Below are 18205 nucleotides of genomic sequence, written 5' to 3' on the forward strand. Positions count from 1 at the left end.
GTTTCTCGTCAAGGAAGTTGGTGAAATTGTGTGGTGTATTCTCTTTTAGTAACCCTCACTTTGTCAACTTACACAAAGTTGTTTCGGAGTTGATCATGCATTACAGCCAAAATGCGTATATAAAGATTCATAGAGTTTATCATTGTGTAAATGAACAATTCTCACCACATTTCCCCAACCACCTTCATAATCTTTTACTTCACTAATATAACCATTTGCTACGGAATATATTGGATCACCCAAATTACTATTTCCACTACCAACACCATTCCAATCATCACCTAAATGATTATTTTCTTTAAATTTTTGAGCATTGTAGTATCCACGAGCATTTGGTTTTCCTATAGGGAAATCAAAACCATTAAAAGCGAAGTTAGGGTTCTCTTCAAAGAGTTTGATGTCATCTGTTTTTTCTTCGGAAATTGGAATTTTATTAACTATAATATCTATGTTTTCGGGAAGGCTTGTAACTTCATTTACAGATGTGTCTTTTTGTTTACAGCTAATTACTATAATACACAGACTACAAAATATAAGAAGTCGGATCATATTATTCTTGTATCATTAATAGCTTGCTAAAGTCACTAAAGTCATTTTTTGAATAGAAAACATCTTTCGGGACATATATAAAATTACCTTGTTGAATATATAGCATCCAATAATCCTTTCTAGAAATAATATTTTTGATATTACGTAAAGGGATTTTAGATTCAGTTCCACTTCTCTCAAAATAAAGGTTTGAATCATCAAATGACATATTAATGGTTTCAAAAAGAATATCATTACTTTTTGATTTTGACCAGAAATAAAGATAAATGAAAACAATTATAGGATAAGCAAAACCAAAAATGATAATAAATGTCGAGAAACTATCCTTACCAAATTTATTGAAATTAAATGTAGATATCAATAGCATTAACAAATAAAGCCACCAAGATTTTTTAAACCTTTTTTCAATAACAATAGCTGTATATTTTTCTTTTGTTAAATTATAAGGTTTGGTTTTTATCATAAAAATTAAGTAAGGTTCTATAACTGAAAGACTTTGAACGTACCTGTTTACTTCCTAAACTGCTTAGCTACATGTTCTGCCTTTCTGCTTTCAGAATAATCATAAAAACCTTCACCAGATTTTACGCCTAGTTTTCCAGCTCTTACCATATTTACTAATAACGGACAAGGTGCGTATTTTGGATTTTTGAATCCGTCGTACATCACATTTAAAATCGAAAGACATACATCAAGACCAATAAAATCTGCTAATTGCAAAGGTCCCATTGGATGAGCCATTCCAAGTTTCATAACGGTATCAATTTCTTCAACACCAGCAACACCATTGTATAATGTCTCAATAGACTCGTTAAGCATTGGCATTAAAATTCTATTAGCTACAAATCCAGGATAATCATTCACCTCTGTAGGTACTTTTCCTAAAGTTTTAGAGAGTTCCATAATAGTTTTAGTGACCTCGTCACTAGTATTATAACCACGAATAATTTCAACCAATTTCATGATTGGCACAGGATTCATAAAATGCATTCCAATAACCATGTCTGGTCTAGAAGTCACTGCTCCAATTTGTGTAATTGAAATAGAAGATGTGTTTGATGCTAGAATAGCATCTTTTCTACAAGCTTCGTCTAATTGTTTGAATATTTTGAGTTTTAAATCGATGTTTTCGGTTGCAGCTTCAACAACTAAATTTGCATCTTTAACACCAGCTGTAATATCTGTAAAGGTTGTAATATTATCAAGTGTAGCTTTTTTGTCATCTTCGGAAATTTTCTCCTTAGACACCATTCTATCTAAATTTTTAGAAATAGTATCCATTCCTCGTTTAAGATTCGCTTCACTAAGATCTATTAATTGTACTTTAAATCCAGATTGAGCAAAGGTGTGGGCAATTCCGTTTCCCATTGTTCCTGCTCCTATAACTGCTATGTTTTTCATATTCTTATGCTTAACCTTTTCCGAAGAAAAGAAAATTTTATTTGTTTTTATTCTTATTATATATCGTTACTATCATCGCAAAAATCAATAGAACACTAGATAATGTTTGCATCCAGAATCCGTTATCATAATCATCTGTTGTTGTAACATTAATGATTATCATAATGATACATGCGATAATTAAAATGATAGGTAATATGTTTTTCTTCATTACTTCTTATTTGAGTTTCCTTTCCTGAAGAAAGGATTAAGAATGAGACTAAAATTGATCTATAATCATTGTAGCCACACGTAGAGCTTCAGTTCCATCATGTAACGTCACAATAGGTGTTGTGTTATTATTTATGGCATCTGCAAAAGTTTCTAACTCATCTAAAATAGCATTGTTATTAGCCACTTCTGGATTGTCAAAATAGATTTGTTTTTTAACGCCTTCTGCATTTTGAAGAATCATATCAAAATCACCAGGAGTTACAGGTGCATCTTTCATTTTAACGACTTCACATTTTTTCTCAAGAAAATCTACAGAGATGTAGGCGTCTTTTTGAAAGAAACGTGTCTTTCTCATATTTTTTAATGAAATGCGACTTGCAGTAAGATTGGCTACACATCCGTTTTCAAACTCTATTCGTGCATTTGCAATATCTGGTGTATCACTAATCACCGAAACACCACTTGCATTCACCTTTTTAACTTTAGATTTCACGACACTTAGTATAATGTCAATATCGTGAATCATTAAATCTAAAACCACAGGAACATCTGTACCACGTGGATTAAATTCTGCCAAACGATGTGTTTCAATAAACATTGGGTTTTTGATCTGTTCTCTCACAGCTATAAATGCTGGATTAAAACGTTCTACGTGACCTACTTGTCCGCGAATATCATGTTCAGATAATAATTCTCTAATATGCTCAGCCTCTTCAACGGTATTGGTAATTGGCTTTTCTATGAAAATATGTTTCCCAAATGAGATGGCTCTTTTAGCACAATCATAGTGTGATAACGTAGGTGTTACGATATCAACCATGTCAACAGCTTGAATGAGCTCTTCCATGGTTTTAAAATATTTGTAACCAAATTCTTCTTCCACCTTTTTACCATTAATTTCGTCTGCATCATAGAAACCTACAAGTTCATATTTATCAGATTGATTAAGAAGTCTTAAATGAATTTTTCCTAGATGACCAGCACCAAGTACACCAGCTTTTAGCATTGTTTTACGATTTTTATCAAAAGTAAGATTTTTAGACGTTTTTTTATGTGAAATTGATAATAAAAATACCTCTAATTTGAGTAGTTGATAATTCGTTTAGATTTAGCTTTCAGTATAAAAATGTTTCCGCTATTTTTACATAGCAAACCTAACAAACTACTTTGAAAGATACATTTAAACATCAAGGCTTACGACAAAAATTAGTTGACATTCTAAAAACCAAAGGAATAACCGACAATAAAGTGCTTGACGCTATTGGTAAAATCCCGAGACATCTCTTTATGGATTCTAGTTTTCTAGACCATGCCTATCAAGATAAAGCATTTCCAATTGGAGCAGATCAAACGATTTCACAACCGTACACAGTTGCATTTCAAACCGAATTAATGCAAGTTAAGCGAGGCGATACTGTTTTAGAGATTGGTACAGGAAGTGGTTACCAAACTGCAGTTTTATGTTTATTAGGAGCAAAAGTGTTTAGTATAGAACGTCAAAATGAACTCTATAAAAAAACGAGTAAGTTTTTACCTAAATTAGGATATCGTGCAAAGAAACTCATTTTTGGAGATGGTTATATTGGTTTAGAAACCGAAGCACCTTTTGATAGTATTATTGTTACTGCTGGAGCACCTTTTGTACCAAAGCCTTTATTGAGTCAGTTGAAAATAGGAGGACGTTTAGTGATTCCTGTTGGTGATGATGTGCAAGTGATGACCTTGTTTATTAGAAAAGGACCAAAGGATTTTGAACAACATGAGTTTGGGGAATTTCGATTTGTGCCTTTGTTAGAGGATAGGAATTAGATGATCTCGCAAAGACGCAAAGTTGTGTTTGATTACTCTTATTCAAAATATAAACAATATGAGAAAAAGACTTTCTATAATTACATTTATTATTGCTGTTGCAGTTTTGGCTAAGTTTTGAATAGGTGTTTATGAGCATGATGAATTTATTATGGAACATCAATTTTCTGATTAAAGGTTTCAAATATAAAAAAACCTAAAAAATGCAAAAATCAATTTTCGAAATATCTAAAATGGATTGTCCTTCGGAAGAAAATCTAATTCGGATGAAATTGGATGATATTACTGAAATTAGAAATCTCGAATTTGATATCGCTAATAGAAGATTGGTTGTATTTCATGTTAGCAATCTTGATACCATCGAAAATTCACTTACGGAATTAAAGTTAGGTTCTAAAAAAATCTCAACAGAACAAACAGACCAAATCGATTTTGTAGAAGATAGCAATCAACGAAAATTACTTTGGACAGTTCTCATTATAAATTTCGCTTTCTTTATTATAGAAATGGCAACAGGACTCTTCTCAAAGTCTATGGGATTAGTTGCAGATAGTTTAGATATGCTTGCCGATTCTTTTGTTTATGCGATAAGTCTTTTAGCAGTTGGAGGAACACTAATCAAAAAAAAGAAAATTGCTAAACTTGCAGGTGTCTTTCAAATTATACTGGCAGTTTTTGGTTTTCTGGAAGTAATTAGGCGATTTTTTGGAGCAGAAGAATTACCAAACTTTTCCACAATGATTGTTATTTCAGTTTTAGCACTTGTGGCGAATGGTGTATGTCTCTATACTTTACAGAAATCTAAAAGTAACAACGAAGCTCATATGAAAGCCAGTATGATTTTTACGTCAAATGATGTTGTCATTAACGGTGGAGTTATTTTAGCTGGAATATTAGTTAATGTACTCCACTCCAATAAACCCGATTTAATAATTGGTATGGTTGTTTTTGTCTTGGTAGTTCAAGGTGCTTTTAGAATATTGAAATTGAGTAAATAGTAATTTTTAATCCAAACTCAAAATGGCAATAGTCTGTTTTTGATCTTTTGGTTGCTTCACTCGAACGTTAATTAATTTATAACCCCAAACGTCATCTACCTTATCTGCAATGATATCTAATTTGCCTCTTGCCTTTGATCCTACGATTCTTATTGAGGACTTAATGGTTTTATTATCATTTGAATAATTTACAGAACCTTCCAAAATAGCTAAGTTGTCAATGGGTTGTAGTTCTCCTAAAACTTTAGAAGCTTTATCATTGGCTTTTACTTTTTCAAACGCATTGTTGTATAAATCCTTTTCTGCATAAGCCTTAGAAATGTCTGTGGCAGCACCACCTAGTCCAGAAAATAAGAACATAAGTAATCCAAACATAATTACTGTACTTGGAATTAACCATTTCCAGTTGCGTTGCCACCAATTTTTATTCTGTATGATTATATTGTCCATTATTTTAGAAAAACTTCAAGCCAAATAAAATAGCATCGCTTTGAAAACCGCTTTGATACGAACGCACATAATCTAATCTTAAAAATCTAAATTTTCCCCAACCAATGTTATCTAAACCAATAGTGTATTCTTGATATGGTTTGTTGTCTGGAGTTGCTAATGCATGTGCTCCAACTACCAAATTAAAGTTGAGCTTTTTTAGTAATGGCACTTTTCCGAGGAGAAAACCATTAAAATCATGTTCGGCATGCATCTCTAAATAAGAGTCATTTGTACTTGCTGCATAATAAGGTAAATTATTAAAAACGTTGAGGTATGAGCCAGCACCAATTTGTGTTTGATTGCCATTAAAATGTTGGTAATCAACAAAAGCAATATCATCTCCATTAAAAAATTTACCTGCTTTTATGTTGTAATCAAAACGACCTTTATCTGCAATATTTAAGCCTTGCGATACACGAATTTTTACTTGGTCAAAATTATAATCATCAACCGATGATGAGAATCCTTTTTCATAACCAATATTTAACGTTGGATATTTTCCGCTTGGAATATTATATTTTCCATCAGGATAGCTTAAATAATCTTGAGCAAAATTGATTCGTGCATCAACTGCGAATTTCATAATGTTATGCGTTGCAAAAGGAGCAATACCGTAAGCAGTTTCATCTAATGGATTGTTACTGGTGTATTCTCTGTCACCTTTAGGATACCAAGCTTGATCTGTGGTATTAAAAAGTGCTTTTCGTCGTTGATAGCTTAAACTAGTGTTGAGTCTAAAGCCATTAAAAAGTTCGTTAGAGTAGGAGGCTTGAGCATAACTGTTTTCGTAAATCTTCATGAAATTTTGTTCAGAAAACATAGAAAATGCAGTATTCATTAGTTTAGAAATTGGCTGACTAGAATTAAATTGTTGTGTTGTCACACCTCCAGAAACCGTTAAATAAGGTCTGCTTTTATTGTTGAATTTATACGTTGCGTAAAGTGTTCCTCGTAAACGGTCATCACTAAATCCGTAGTTGATATTTCCACCAACGGACAAAAATCGCTCATAATCATCATAATTTTTTCTATAATAAGCACCAACATTAGCATTCCAGCCTTGTACGGTATTAAAGCTAATAGCTTCAATTGGAGAGGTAATGCCTGCGCTCCAATTTTCATAGGTATTGGTGTAATTATAGCCTCCAATGATATCGCCTAGCTTAAATTTATTTCTAACCGTATCTACAGAATCTTTATACACTTTAGAATCCTTTACAAGTTGAATACTGTCTTTTTTTATGTAATCTGTAATTTCTTCGGTGGTTAATGGAACAGGTCTGGTTATGTTCCAAAATGTGGAATCTTTTTTATTTGCCTCATCTGCAAAAGACACAATTTCTCTAGAAAAATCTTTCCTTGTTAAACCAGGATTAAATTCGTAATTACTAAAAACAGCTGTGAAACGACCATCTCCTTTTATTCCGAAGAGACCATATTTGAAATCAATATTTTGAGAAATTTTAGCCCAAATTTGATCGTTTTCTGAGAACGAATAATTTTGAGTAATGGTGATTTTATCAACTCCAAAAAGTTTTGCTTGCGTTCCTGTGATGTCTAATTCTGAAGCATAAATCGTCCATTGATCCTCAACAATGTATATATAACCTTCAAAAACAGGATCATTTTCTCGTTTAGGTGTTGCTTTAATTTTGTTGATGAGGTTGCCTCTGTCATCATAAAATATACCTTCTAATTTATAGCGATAATATCCAAATGCATTGTTGGCAATAGGTGAGATAATTTGGTTACCAAGTTCAATGGTGTTTTCATATAAATCAAATTCTACATCAATGGCATTATTAAAACTAAAGCCTTTGCTGTCTCCACTTACTTTTGAGGCTAGGATTTTTTCTTTTAGTTTATTTGGTCTTAGGAATTCTAGTTTAGAAACCGTTTCCGAAAGATAAATCACACCACTTCTGGTTGAATCTAGTCCGTCAATTTCTATCTCTTCACCCAAAATCTTTTTTGGAGCGTCTTTAATTCTAATTAATCCTCGTGAGTAAAAATCTGCTTTGTAGCTATTGATTTTTTCAAGGTTTTCTTTTCGTTTAGCAATTGCTGCACGAATAATTATGTTAGCTGGATTTTCTTCGGAATTAATTACAACCTCATTCAATGACACTTCCTCTTCAACAAGAACAGCATCTAATACAAACGGAAAAGATTGAATGTCTACATTTTTTTTAACCGTTTTATAACCCAAATACTGAAAAACAATAGTGTGATTTTTAATTTCGGTGACATTGAGTTCGTAGTTACCATCTTCGTTACTGGTTGTTCCTGTATATGTGTTTTCTAGATAAATGTTTACGAATGGTAACGGTTGATTTTTGTCATCTGTAACGGTTCCTTTAATTTGTGCAAATGAAACGAATGCGCATAAAAGTGTAAACGTTGTGAGTAGTTTTGTTTTCATGTGTTAGAGTTTGTTTTTTTAACGGTCACATGTATTTCGCTATTAATCATTGTATAAATTGATAACGATTTTAACATGATTGTGTCATAAATGTTGATAGAGTTGATTGATGGTTTTTATTATATAGACGCACTTTTTTATAAAAAGATTGCCTAGAGATGTCAAACTTAGACATTTAATTAAATGTCTTTTGTTAAACAATCATAAATAAAACGAATAGTTTTGTTAAATATTTTCTTACAAGATTTAGAATGTAAGAGGAGTGTTACTTGTAGATTTTCTTAATGCGATCTAGATTTTTCTTATTGTCACGATCTTTGATGACCTCACGTTTGTCAAAGAGTTTTTTACCTTTTCCCAAAGCGATATCAAGTTTTGCTAATCCTTTTTCGTTAACAAATAATCGTAGTGGAACAATTGCATTTCCTTTAACATTAACTTCTTTCTCAAGTTTTTTAAGTTCTCTTTTGTTGAGTAGGAGTTTACGTTCTGCTTTTGGTTTGTGATTGTAGTAGTTACCAAAAACATATTCTTGAATGGTCATATTGATGACAAAAAGCTCTCCACGATCATTAAATTCACAAAAACCTTCGGCAATAGAAGCTTTACTATCTCTAATAGATTTGATTTCGGTTCCAGTAAGCACAATACCAGCAGTATAAGTATCGAGAATCTCGTACTCAAACTTTGCTTTCTTGTTCTTTATGTTTACCGGTTTTTGCATATGAAACAAAGGTAAATAAATTTAATATTTTTGTATGTTATTAATGAACTTGTTTTCCGACTTAGGTTAAAAATACTCTACACATGAAATATCTATTATCTATAATTCTTTCTGTTTTTTTACTGAATTGCAAAAATGTGAAGCAAGATGTTTCCGAAGAAAAACAAACTGCGCAATCTATTATTGATAGTTCGATTACCATTTCTGGTGGAGATAAATTTGATACTTCTACTATAGAATTTGATTTTAGAGATAAGCATTATCTGGCATATAGAAATAAGGAAACGTTTAATTTAGAGCGTCGTTATGAAGATGCTAGTGCTCAATATTTTGACACTATTTCTAATATTAAAGATGTTGTTAATAATAAAGGATTTCAGCGTTTTGTGAATGATTTTCCTATGGCAGTTCCAGATTCTATGGCTGTGAAATATTCAGCTTCTGTGAATTCTGTGCATTATTTTTCGGTATTACCTTACGGTCTAAATGATAATGCAGTTATCAAAACGTTGTTGGAAGACGTTTCAGTAAAAAATAAAAAATATTATACTATAAAAGTGACGTTTAATCAAGATGGAGGAGGAGAAGATTTTGAAGATGTTTTTATATATTGGATAAACCAAAAGACTAATAAAGTTGATTATTTAGCATACTCTTATAATGAAATTGATGGTAAAGGGATTCGTTTTAGAGAAGCTTATAATGAACGTTATGTTGAAGGTATACGATTTGTAGACTATAATAATTACAAACCAAAAGACGCTTCTATCTCATTAACAGATTTGCCTCAGTTATTTGAAAACGGAAAACTTAACTTGCTCTCTAAAATAGAGTTGGAGAATATTGCAGTTAAACTTAATTAATAGAGAGTACTTGGTCTGTAGTTTTATCTCCAGAAACCGTTACAATAAACAATTGGCTATTGTCATTATCATTAATATCCTCATATTTTTTTTCGCCTAAAACCATATTGACAAATGCTGGAGTTGTATTGCTATGACCAACAACTAGAACTATTTTTCCCTTGGTGGCTTTTGCAAAATCTTCGGAATATGATGTACTAGGATCATAATCTAAAATCTTTAATTTTTTCTTTTTGGCTGTAGGCTGAGCAGTTTGCTGAGTGCGATTGTAATTGGTAGAATAAATAGCATCTAATTTAATGTTCTCAAAATATTTTGACCATCCATCGGCACGTTTTAGTCCTAATTGATTCAAATTTGGATTTTTATTAGTAGCGTCTGTTCTATCCTTTTCAGCATGACGTATAAAATAATACGTTGTCATTTCAGTATCCTTATTGTCTTTGTTATTTTTTTTGCCTTCATTACAAGATAGGAAGGTTAGTGTAATAACTAAAAGGAATGTAAATAGTGATTTCATATTTTAAGAATTTGATATTCTCAAATATAAAGACTCTTTATTAAAATTTTAATAAAGACGGGTTAAAGTTAATAGTCAGCATGAGATAATGCACCGTTTGAAATGGCAACACCTTTTGAAGTACCTATACGATCTACACCAATATCGATGTATTTTTTAGCAGTTTCGTAATCACCAATACCACCAGATGCTTTTATTTTACAATGATTTCTCACGCTTTTTCTTATAATCTTAACAGCAGTAAGCGTTGCTCCACTTTTTGTGAATCCTGTAGATGTTTTGATAAAATCTACTTTAGCATCTAAACAAATTTCACAAGCTTTTACGATTCCGTTTTTTGAGAGCTCACTAATTTCTAAAATAACTTTTAAGGGTGTTTTGCCAATAGCAGTTTTAACTTCTTTAATATCTTTAAAAACCTCAACGTAGTTTTTACTTTTAAAAAAACCAAGATTCATAACCATGTCTATCTCATGAGCTCCATCGTTAATCGCTTGTTTTGCTTCAAAAACTTTAGATGGAGTTGATGTTGCTCCAAGTGGAAAACCAACAACAGTACATATTTTAACGTTAGAACCTTTTAGCAATTGTTTTGCTAAAGGTACATAGCAGCTATTTATGCACACGGAATAGAATCTATGCTCCTTTGCTTCATTGCAATGGTCAATAATATCACGTTCAGTTGCAGTGGCTTTAAGAAGTGTATGGTCAATATATGAGTTAATATTCATATTTAAGTAGGTGAATTATTGTCGAGTCTTGATTTGAAGAAGAATCAACAGGCTTGTGAAAAATTGTAAATTTGGGAATTAATAGCAAGTCAAAGTTAGTAATAAAATCTAATAATCATAACCTTAATTACTAAAGTTTTATTGCATAAACTATGAGTTTTTAACATGTTTTCAACAAAAAAGCCTCTCAATGAGAGGCTTATATTTTTCAAAAGAGTGTTTTAATTTACATATTTAACAGTATAACCAGCTTTTCTAAGCAATTTTATCACGCCATTATCGCCTGCAAGGTGTGCAGCACCCACACCAAAGAAGGTTGGTTGTTGCTTTGCATGGTCTCCAATTTTAGTAATCCAGTTCTTATTTCGGTTATCTAGCATTTTGTCTTTATGCTTTGTTGTGCTTAGATTTTTATCTTCATCCATCATTGTAATCATACCTTCTATATCTTCGTTATTGTATAATTCCATCAACTTTTGAAATGATTCTTTATCATAAGCTAGATTGTCTTTTGCAGAACGTAATAAATCTGTAGCCTGATCTTCATAAGGAATCTCATCAAATACATTGAGTTGCTCTTCAATAGTTTCTAAACCTAAAACCTCTTCTTCTTGTGAGTGCGCTACTTTCATCAATGCTTCTTCATATGATTGTACAGGACAACCTAGTAATTTAGGATAAAACATAGCTGTTATGAAAAAAGGTTTGATGTTACCCATCGCATCAAGTGGCATTCCCATTTGTTCTTTTACAAATTTTGAAATTGTAATATACTCTTCCTCAGTAACAAGATCTTTAATCGTTTTTCCTTCTTTCATATACATCCCTTTCATCATGGTCATTTGCATTGAAGGATCATCCATATCAATTTCTAAAACAAGAAGTTTAGTGTCATCCAGCGCTTTTAGAACATCTTCATCTAAAGAAGCATCGCAAGTCATGTGTATGGTTCCATATAAATAAGAAGACTCTGTTAGCCCATTACCAGAGATTTCCCAAAGCAATGATTTTTCTAGTTCTTGAGCTTGAAGTGCAACAAAACTAAATAAGGCTGTTGCGAGTGTAAAAAGAATTTTTTTCATAATTATCATATTAGATTCAATAATAAGTACTAATTTATTCTGAAATGTTACATAATTAATCAATTTGTGCTTTAGTTTTTTTGAATTGTGAGATTCGTTCTTCAAAATTTATAGCATCTACAGGATTAACGATAGACTCAAAAAGACTTACTAATTCATCGGTATGTGTCTCACGAGATTGCTTTAATAAATTAAAATGCACAAAACCACACCAAATTACTGCCTTTAACTGTGATTTGTCTTCATTATACATGCGCATTTCTACTTTTAAGTGACTAGCATCATGATAAATTAATTGAGATTCAATGGTAATCGTTTCCATTAAAAACGCTGGTTTTAAATATGCAATTTGGTTACTGCTGGATACCCAACTCACACCTTTAACTTTTGCCATTTTGTAGATGTCTATATTGTAATGCTCTATCAATTGGTCTTCACGATGATTCATGAAATAATTAATATAACTTCCATTATTTAAATGATTGAAAGGATCACAATCTTGAAATCTTATTTTTGTTTTACTGCTAACAATTTTTGGTAATTCCATATATGATGTTTTAAATATACCAATTGGTATATTGTTAATTAAATTTTTTTTATGCTTTTAATTCATTATGAATCATTTGGTCAATTTGGTTCATAGTATCTTTTAAATAAAATTCGTCATCCATTGTGTAGGTCATAAACACAGCACCTTGTATCATAGTATCTAAACGCTTTGCATATTGCATGGCATTAATTTCTGCGGAAATTTCTCCAACTTCAATTCCTTGCTCAATAATACTAGCCACTTGATCTTGAATTTTTTCAATAATAATTTTTACATTTTTGAGCAGAAGTGTGTTTTGATTATTAGCATCTACACCAATATTTAAAACAGGACAACCACCTAATTGCTTACTGTAATCGTAATAATTGCGATAAAAATCTGTAATTAAAAAAAGTTTCTGTATTGGAGAATCACTTAATTCTAAATGATTTGAAATGCGTGTCATAAGTTTTTTGACAGTAAACTTAAATGATGAAATAGCTAAAGCTTCTTTGTTTTTAAAGTTTCCGTAGATAGCACCTTTAGTTAAACCTGTGGCATTAGTAATATCACTCATACTCGTTGCTGCATAACCGTTTTGATTAAAAATAGGTGCAACGGTTTCTAAAATATGAAGCTTTGTAAGTTCTGCTTTTGTTTGCATAACACAAATGTATATAAAATATACCAATTGGTATATTTAAATTCAAATGATTCTCATTTTACTTATTTATATTTATAAAAAAAAGTATGGCAAATAATTCTATTCACATAGACAAAGACTACGATTTAATTTGTGTTGGAGCAGGCATCATGAGTGCGACTTTAGCATTGATGGCAAAACTTTTTGATCCTAATATGAAGATTCTCATTTTGGAGCGGTTAGATGATGTTGCTTTAGAAAGTTCTGCTGCATGGAATAACGCAGGAACTGGTCACTCTGCCTTATGTGAGTTGAATTATTGTCCGGAAGAAAATGGAGGTGTATCCATTAAAAAGGCTATCGATATCTGTAATCAATTTGAAGTGTCTAAACAGTTTTGGTCATATTTGGTTGCTCATGGTTTAATTGATTCTCCAGAAGATTTTATACAAAATGTACCACATCATAGTTGTGTTTTTGGCGAGGACAATGTCAACTATCTCAAACAACGCTATGATGCTATGAAAGGGCATTTTATGTTTGATACTATTGAATATACAGAGCAAATTGAAAAAATGAAGGAGTGGTTTCCTTTGATTGCTCAAGGCAGAACTTCCGAAGAAAAAATAGCAGCAAGTAGAATTAATCGTGGTACTGAGGTTAACTACGGAAATTTAACACGTCAACTCTTTAAGATCCTAGAAACAGAATACGATACTAAAGTTCAATGTCATCATGAGGTTTTAGATATTGATCCAGATGAAAGTGTAGAATGGTCTGTCATTGTTAAAAATTTAGCAACAGATGATAAAAAATATTACGATGCACATCACGTCTTTATTGGAGCAGGAGGAGGAAGTCTTTTACTGTTACAAAAAGTTGAAATAGATGAAAAGGAAGGTTATGGCGGATTCCCAGTAAGCGGAGAATGGTTGGTTTGTAAAAACGAGGACATTATAAGTCAACATAATGCAAAAGTGTATAGTAAGGCAGGACCACATGATCCACCAATGTCAACGCCTCATTTAGATACACGTTATATTAATGGAAAACGTGAATTATTGTTTGGTCCATTTGCAGGATTTAGCCCAAAATTTCTAAAAGAAGGTTCTAATTTAGATTTATTTAAGTCGATTACCTTAGATAATATTGCACCTATGCTTGGTGCGTTTTGGCATAATCTACCATTAACAAAATATTTAATTGAGCAATTGGCAATGTCTCATGAGGATAGAATGAATGATCTTAGAAAATTTTATAAAGACGCTAAAAACGAAGATTGGGAAATTTTGGTTGCAGGACAACGTGTACAAATTATTAAAAAAGACGAATTTGAAAATGGAAAACTTCAATTCGGTACAGAAGTGGTAAGCAGTAAAAACGGAAGCATAACTTGCTTACTTGGAGCTTCTCCAGGAGCATCAACCGCAACTCATGTGATGTTACAAGTTTTAGATAAAGCATTTCCTGAAATTATACATTCTAAAAAAGGGAAACGTTTATTAAATGAAATTGTTCCTTCTTGGAATACAGATATTAATGAAGAACAATTTAAAACACAACTTGAAAAATCAAAAAGCCTTTTGAAATTATAGTTTCAGGGAATGAATTTCTCAAACTCAGCAAGTATTCCTAAATAGCATTTTGCTAACTAAAAATTAATAATTAAAATCTGTTAAAATCATATTTATTAAACTATGACTTTTGTCAGCATTTAATGGTCTTGTGTACAATATTTTTGTGTTAAATATTAAATCATATATATCATGAAAAAAATAATTTTTAGTACAATTTTAACTTGCTTATTCGTATTTAACACTCAGGCACAAGATGAAGCAACATCTAATGATGATTATAGTAAATGGCAAGCTCGTTTTAGAATCATTTCTGTAATACCTTCTCCAGGTGATGACATAGTTGGAGCAGATATAGACATCTCTACAGCTTTTGTTCCTGAATTAGATTTCACGTATTTCTTTACTAAAAATATTTCTGCGGAATTAATTTTAGCAACGACTAAACATGACGTAGAAATTGAAAATGGAGCAGATTTAGGACACGTATGGTTATTGCCTCCAACGCTTAGTTTCCAATATCATTTCTATGCAGATAAATTTAAACCTTATGTAGGAGCAGGTATTAACTATACTTTATTTTACGGAATAGATGAAGGAGATTTAGAGGATATAGATTATGAAAACACTATAGGTTTCTCATTGCAAACAGGTCTAGATTATAGTTTAAATGAAAAATGGTTTTTAAACCTAGATATCAAAAAGATTTTTCTTAAAACAGATGTAACTGTTAATAATGCACCTGAAGATGTTGAAGTTGAAATTAATCCTTTAGTAATTGGTTTTGGTGTAGGTATGAAATTCTAATTGCCTACAAAACATATTATCTTAACAAAAAACGAGCCTAAATAGGCTCGTTTTTTGTTTCTATGATTTATTAATTCTAAATGCATTTAGGATGTGTTTAAAATAGAAAAGCAACGCTCATTTTATTTCTAAAATTCACATTGCTTTTCAACTAACCAACCACTTAATAGACTGTAATATTTAAAAAATGTTACAGTATTTTTTTAAATTTCTTCATCAACTAAACTAGCTTCATTTCTAAAGACAAGTTTATCATCAAAAGCATCGAGAAGAATAATACTATCTGTAGTGACTTTACCAGATAATATTTCTTTACTCAGTTCATTGAGTACTTCTTTTTGAATCACTCGTTTTACAGGTCTTGCACCATATTCTGGATTATATCCTTTATCAGCTAAATATTGAATAGCTTCTGGAGTTGCATCAAATGTAATGCCTTGTTTTGCAATCATTTTTTGAACACCTTTTAATTGTAAACCGACAATTTCTTTAATATTGTCTTTAGATAAAGGTGTAAACATAATGGTGTCATCAATTCTGTTTAAAAACTCAGGACGCACACTTTGTTTTAATAATGCTAAAACATCAACTTTTGCAGCTTCCATAGCAGAATCTATATCTTTTGTTGCTGCGAAACGTTCTTGTATTATTTGACTTCCCATATTTGAAGTCATAATTATGATTGTGTTTTTAAAATCTGCCACACGTCCTTTATTGTCTGTTAATCGACCTTCATCTAATACTTGTAATAAGATATTAAACGTGTCTGGATGTGCTTTTTCAATTTCATCAAGTAACACTACAGAGTATGGTTTACGTCTCACAGCTTCAGTCAATTGTCCGCCTTCATCATATCCAACATATCCTGGAGGTGCACCAACTAATCGACTCACACTATGACGTTCCTGATATTCACTCATATCTATTCGTGTCATTGCATTTTCATCATCAAAAAGATATTCAGCCAAGGCTTTCGCAAGTTCTGTTTTACCAACACCTGTTGTTCCTAAGAATAAAAAGGTACCTACTGGTTTATGTGGATTTTGTAATCCTGCTCTTGAGCGTCTTACAGCATCACTCACAGCGACAATAGCTTCTTCTTGACCAACAACACGTTTGTGTAATTCGTCTTCTAATTTTAAAAGTTTTTCACGATCACTTTGTAGCATTTTTGTTAAAGGAATACCTGTCCATTTTGCTACAACTTCAGCAATATCTTCATAAGTGACTTCTTCTTTAATTAGAGAGCTTTCACTTTGATTGTCTTTCAAATCTTTTTGAAGTTTTTCGAGTTCTTCTTGAGCTTCTTTTATTTTTCCGTAGCGAATTTCTGCTACTTTACCATAATCACCATCACGTTCTGCACGTTCAGCTTCGAGTTTATACTCTTCAATATTAGATTTTGCAGTTTGAATGTTATCAACGACTTCTTTTTCGCTTTTCCATTTAGCGTTAACCTCATTACGTTCTTCTTTTAGATTAGCTAAATCAGCACGTAAAGATTTTAACTTTGTTTCATCTTTCTCGCGTTTGATGGCTTCAATCTCAATTTCTAACTGCATAACCTTTCTGTCTAAGACATCTAACTCTTCTGGTTTGGAGTTAATCTCCATACGCAGTTTAGCAGCTGCCTCATCCATTAAATCAATCGCTTTATCTGGAAGAAAACGGTTTGTAATATATCTTTCTGAAAGTTCTACAGCACCAATAATCGCTTCATCTTTAATACGAACTTTGTGATGTGTTTCATATTTCTCTTTAATTCCTCTTAAGATTGAAATCGCACTTTCTGTATCTGGTTCATTCACCATTACTTTTTGGAAACGACGCTCTAAGGCTTTGTCTTTTTCAAAATACTTTTGATATTCGTCTAAAGTTGTCGCACCAATTGCACGAAGTTCTCCACGAGCTAAAGCTGGTTTTAATATGTTTGCTGCATCCATGGCTCCTTGTCCGCCACCTGCGCCAACAAGCGTATGAATTTCATCAATAAATAAAACGACAGCACCATCACTTGTTGTGACCTCTTTAATCACTGCTTTAAGTCGCTCTTCAAATTCACCTTTAAATTTTGCACCTGCAATAAGTGCTCCCATATCGAGTGCATAGATTTGTTTATCTATTAAATTTTCTGGGACATCACCATCTACAATTCTATGTGCTAAACCTTCGGCAATTGCAGTTTTACCAGTTCCTGGTTCTCCTACTAAAATTGGATTGTTCTTAGTTCTACGTGATAAAATTTGAAGAATTCTTCTAATTTCTTCGTCACGACCAATTACAGGATCTAGCTTTCCATCTTTTGCTAATTGATTTAAATTCTTCGCATATTTATTTAGCGAATTATATGTTTCTTCTTGACTTTGAGAGGTTACTCTGTCGCCTTTTCGAAGCTCATCAATTGCAGCATTTAAACCTTTTTCAGTAACACCTTGATCTTTTAACATTTGAGCAATCTTACTCTTTGACTTGAAAATCGCTAATATTAAATGTTCTATAGAAACGTAATCATCATTCATTTTTTTAGCGATGATAGATGCTTCGTTAAGCATTTTACTTGCATCTCTAGAAATCGATAATTCGCCTCCAGTAACCTTTGAAAAACTTTCTAATTGCTTGTCTAAAGCTAATTTTAAAATGTCTATATTGACATTCAATTTTTTAAGAATGAATGGCAATACATTTTCATCAACCTCAAAAATTGCTTTTATGATATGCTCATTTTCGATTTGCTGATGACCCAAACTTTGAGCGAGCTGTTGCGCTTGCTGAATTGCTTCTTGGGATTTTATGGTATAATTATTAAAGTTCATATTATATATAGTATTTAATGGTTGTTAATTCAAAT

The 18205-nt window shown here is 31.8% G+C and carries 19 protein-coding genes; 5 read left to right on the plus strand and 14 right to left on the minus strand.

The features are described 5' to 3' along the window. Positions 1–93 precede the first annotated feature (93 nt). Genes IM744_RS03915 through IM744_RS03935 form a run of 5 tightly spaced genes read right to left on the minus strand, consistent with a single transcriptional unit; the run spans position 94 to position 3169 of the window. Complete coding sequence (locus IM744_RS03915) at positions 94–549, minus strand: M23 family metallopeptidase (protein WP_194506801.1); 456 nt, start codon at positions 547–549, stop codon at positions 94–96. A gap of 1 nt (position 550) precedes the next feature. Next, the gene (locus tag IM744_RS03920) at positions 551–1012 is read right to left on the minus strand and encodes a YcxB family protein (RefSeq protein WP_194506802.1); all 462 of its coding nucleotides are present in this window, start codon (positions 1010–1012) and stop codon (positions 551–553) included. 47 nt (positions 1013–1059) lie between these two features. Continuing rightward, entirely contained in the window at positions 1060–1950 is an 891-nt protein-coding gene (locus IM744_RS03925) for a 3-hydroxybutyryl-CoA dehydrogenase (protein WP_194506803.1), read from the minus strand. A 37-nt stretch (positions 1951–1987) separates the two neighbouring features. Then, positions 1988–2161, minus strand: coding sequence for a hypothetical protein (locus IM744_RS03930; protein WP_194506804.1), 174 nt, complete (start codon positions 2159–2161; stop codon positions 1988–1990). Positions 2162–2209: 48 nt separating this feature from the next. Next, entirely contained in the window at positions 2210–3169 is a 960-nt protein-coding gene (locus IM744_RS03935) for a Gfo/Idh/MocA family protein (RefSeq protein ID WP_194506805.1), read from the minus strand. Between the two features lie 161 nt (positions 3170–3330). Here IM744_RS03935 and IM744_RS03940 point away from each other — a divergent pair, with 161 nt between their 5' ends. Both IM744_RS03940 and IM744_RS03945 read left to right on the plus strand, forming a co-directional pair. After that, a complete protein-coding gene (locus IM744_RS03940) occupies positions 3331–3972 on the plus strand; it encodes a protein-L-isoaspartate(D-aspartate) O-methyltransferase (protein WP_194506806.1) in 642 nt (213 codons plus the stop codon). 203 nt (positions 3973–4175) lie between these two features. Further along, complete coding sequence (locus tag IM744_RS03945) at positions 4176–4970, plus strand: cation transporter (protein WP_194506807.1); 795 nt, start codon at positions 4176–4178, stop codon at positions 4968–4970. Between the two features lie 6 nt (positions 4971–4976). Here the strand turns inward: IM744_RS03945 and IM744_RS03950 are convergent, their stop codons facing one another. The 3 genes from IM744_RS03950 to smpB all read right to left on the minus strand — a co-directional run bounded on the left by IM744_RS03950 (position 4977) and on the right by smpB (position 8608). Then, a complete protein-coding gene (locus tag IM744_RS03950) occupies positions 4977–5420 on the minus strand; it encodes a cytochrome c oxidase assembly factor Coa1 family protein (protein ID WP_194506808.1) in 444 nt (147 codons plus the stop codon). A gap of 4 nt (positions 5421–5424) precedes the next feature. After that, positions 5425–7884, minus strand: coding sequence for a DUF5686 and carboxypeptidase regulatory-like domain-containing protein (locus tag IM744_RS03955; RefSeq protein WP_194506809.1), 2460 nt, complete (start codon positions 7882–7884; stop codon positions 5425–5427). A 265-nt stretch (positions 7885–8149) separates the two neighbouring features. Next, the gene (gene smpB, locus IM744_RS03960) at positions 8150–8608 is read right to left on the minus strand and encodes an SsrA-binding protein SmpB (RefSeq protein WP_194506810.1); all 459 of its coding nucleotides are present in this window, start codon (positions 8606–8608) and stop codon (positions 8150–8152) included. Between the two features lie 83 nt (positions 8609–8691). Between smpB and IM744_RS03965 the strand changes: the two genes are divergently transcribed. Beyond that, positions 8692–9471, plus strand: a complete 780-nt coding sequence (locus IM744_RS03965; RefSeq protein ID WP_194506811.1) for a DUF6503 family protein — start codon at positions 8692–8694, stop codon at positions 9469–9471. On the opposite strand, the gene IM744_RS03970 is transcribed toward IM744_RS03965, so the two are convergent. From IM744_RS03970 to IM744_RS03990, 5 genes are all read right to left on the minus strand, one after another. Continuing rightward, the gene (locus IM744_RS03970) at positions 9464–9991 is read right to left on the minus strand and encodes a SixA phosphatase family protein (RefSeq protein WP_194506812.1); all 528 of its coding nucleotides are present in this window, start codon (positions 9989–9991) and stop codon (positions 9464–9466) included. The two genes, IM744_RS03965 and IM744_RS03970, sit on opposite strands and share 8 nt — an antisense overlap. A 68-nt stretch (positions 9992–10059) precedes the next feature. Beyond that, positions 10060–10722 (minus strand): deoxyribose-phosphate aldolase, encoded by a 663-nt coding sequence (gene deoC / locus IM744_RS03975; RefSeq protein ID WP_194506813.1) that lies wholly within the window; start codon positions 10720–10722, stop codon positions 10060–10062. Between the two features lie 221 nt (positions 10723–10943). Then, entirely contained in the window at positions 10944–11804 is an 861-nt protein-coding gene (locus IM744_RS03980) for a TraB/GumN family protein (protein ID WP_194506814.1), read from the minus strand. A 55-nt stretch (positions 11805–11859) separates the two neighbouring features. Beyond that, the gene (locus IM744_RS03985) at positions 11860–12351 is read right to left on the minus strand and encodes an acyl-CoA thioesterase (protein WP_194506815.1); all 492 of its coding nucleotides are present in this window, start codon (positions 12349–12351) and stop codon (positions 11860–11862) included. 49 nt (positions 12352–12400) lie between these two features. Further along, the gene (locus IM744_RS03990; protein ID WP_194506816.1) at positions 12401–12997 is read right to left on the minus strand and encodes a TetR/AcrR family transcriptional regulator; all 597 of its coding nucleotides are present in this window, start codon (positions 12995–12997) and stop codon (positions 12401–12403) included. Between the two features lie 86 nt (positions 12998–13083). Here IM744_RS03990 and mqo point away from each other — a divergent pair, with 86 nt between their 5' ends. Together mqo and IM744_RS04000 are read left to right on the plus strand one after the other, a co-directional pair. Then, positions 13084–14571, plus strand: a complete 1488-nt coding sequence (gene mqo / locus IM744_RS03995) for a malate dehydrogenase (quinone) (RefSeq protein ID WP_194506817.1) — start codon at positions 13084–13086, stop codon at positions 14569–14571. A 171-nt stretch (positions 14572–14742) separates the two neighbouring features. Continuing rightward, entirely contained in the window at positions 14743–15357 is a 615-nt protein-coding gene (locus IM744_RS04000) for an OmpW/AlkL family protein (RefSeq protein WP_194506818.1), read from the plus strand. Between the two features lie 203 nt (positions 15358–15560). Here the strand turns inward: IM744_RS04000 and clpB are convergent, their stop codons facing one another. After that, positions 15561–18170 carry an ATP-dependent chaperone ClpB gene (gene clpB / locus IM744_RS04005; RefSeq protein WP_194506819.1) on the minus strand — a complete coding sequence of 870 codons (2610 nt, stop codon included), beginning with the start codon at positions 18168–18170 and terminating at the stop codon, positions 15561–15563. Positions 18171–18205: the final 35 nt, after the last annotated feature.

This window comes from Psychroserpens luteus (genome assembly GCF_015319355.1).
GTDB lineage: Bacteria > Bacteroidota > Bacteroidia > Flavobacteriales > Flavobacteriaceae > Psychroserpens > Psychroserpens luteus.

Coding starts and splice junctions, on each gene's coding strand:
- IM744_RS03915 (WP_194506801.1), bottom strand. CDS start 549: ATGATCCGACTTCTTATATTTTGTAGTCTGTGTATTATAGTAATTAGC.
- IM744_RS03920 (WP_194506802.1), bottom strand. CDS start 1,012: ATGATAAAAACCAAACCTTATAATTTAACAAAAGAAAAATATACAGCT.
- IM744_RS03925 (WP_194506803.1), bottom strand. CDS start 1,950: ATGAAAAACATAGCAGTTATAGGAGCAGGAACAATGGGAAACGGAATT.
- IM744_RS03930 (WP_194506804.1), bottom strand. CDS start 2,161: ATGAAGAAAAACATATTACCTATCATTTTAATTATCGCATGTATCATT.
- IM744_RS03935 (WP_194506805.1), bottom strand. CDS start 3,169: ATGCTAAAAGCTGGTGTACTTGGTGCTGGTCATCTAGGAAAAATTCAT.
- IM744_RS03945 (WP_194506807.1), top strand. CDS start 4,176: ATGCAAAAATCAATTTTCGAAATATCTAAAATGGATTGTCCTTCGGAA.
- IM744_RS03950 (WP_194506808.1), bottom strand. CDS start 5,420: ATGGACAATATAATCATACAGAATAAAAATTGGTGGCAACGCAACTGG.
- IM744_RS03955 (WP_194506809.1), bottom strand. CDS start 7,884: ATGAAAACAAAACTACTCACAACGTTTACACTTTTATGCGCATTCGTT.
- smpB (WP_194506810.1), bottom strand. CDS start 8,608: ATGCAAAAACCGGTAAACATAAAGAACAAGAAAGCAAAGTTTGAGTAC.
- IM744_RS03965 (WP_194506811.1), top strand. CDS start 8,692: ATGAAATATCTATTATCTATAATTCTTTCTGTTTTTTTACTGAATTGC.
- IM744_RS03970 (WP_194506812.1), bottom strand. CDS start 9,991: ATGAAATCACTATTTACATTCCTTTTAGTTATTACACTAACCTTCCTA.
- deoC (WP_194506813.1), bottom strand. CDS start 10,722: ATGAATATTAACTCATATATTGACCATACACTTCTTAAAGCCACTGCA.
- IM744_RS03980 (WP_194506814.1), bottom strand. CDS start 11,804: ATGAAAAAAATTCTTTTTACACTCGCAACAGCCTTATTTAGTTTTGTT.
- IM744_RS03985 (WP_194506815.1), bottom strand. CDS start 12,351: ATGGAATTACCAAAAATTGTTAGCAGTAAAACAAAAATAAGATTTCAA.
- IM744_RS03990 (WP_194506816.1), bottom strand. CDS start 12,997: ATGCAAACAAAAGCAGAACTTACAAAGCTTCATATTTTAGAAACCGTT.
- mqo (WP_194506817.1), top strand. CDS start 13,084: ATGGCAAATAATTCTATTCACATAGACAAAGACTACGATTTAATTTGT.
- IM744_RS04000 (WP_194506818.1), top strand. CDS start 14,743: ATGAAAAAAATAATTTTTAGTACAATTTTAACTTGCTTATTCGTATTT.
- clpB (WP_194506819.1), bottom strand. CDS start 18,170: ATGAACTTTAATAATTATACCATAAAATCCCAAGAAGCAATTCAGCAA.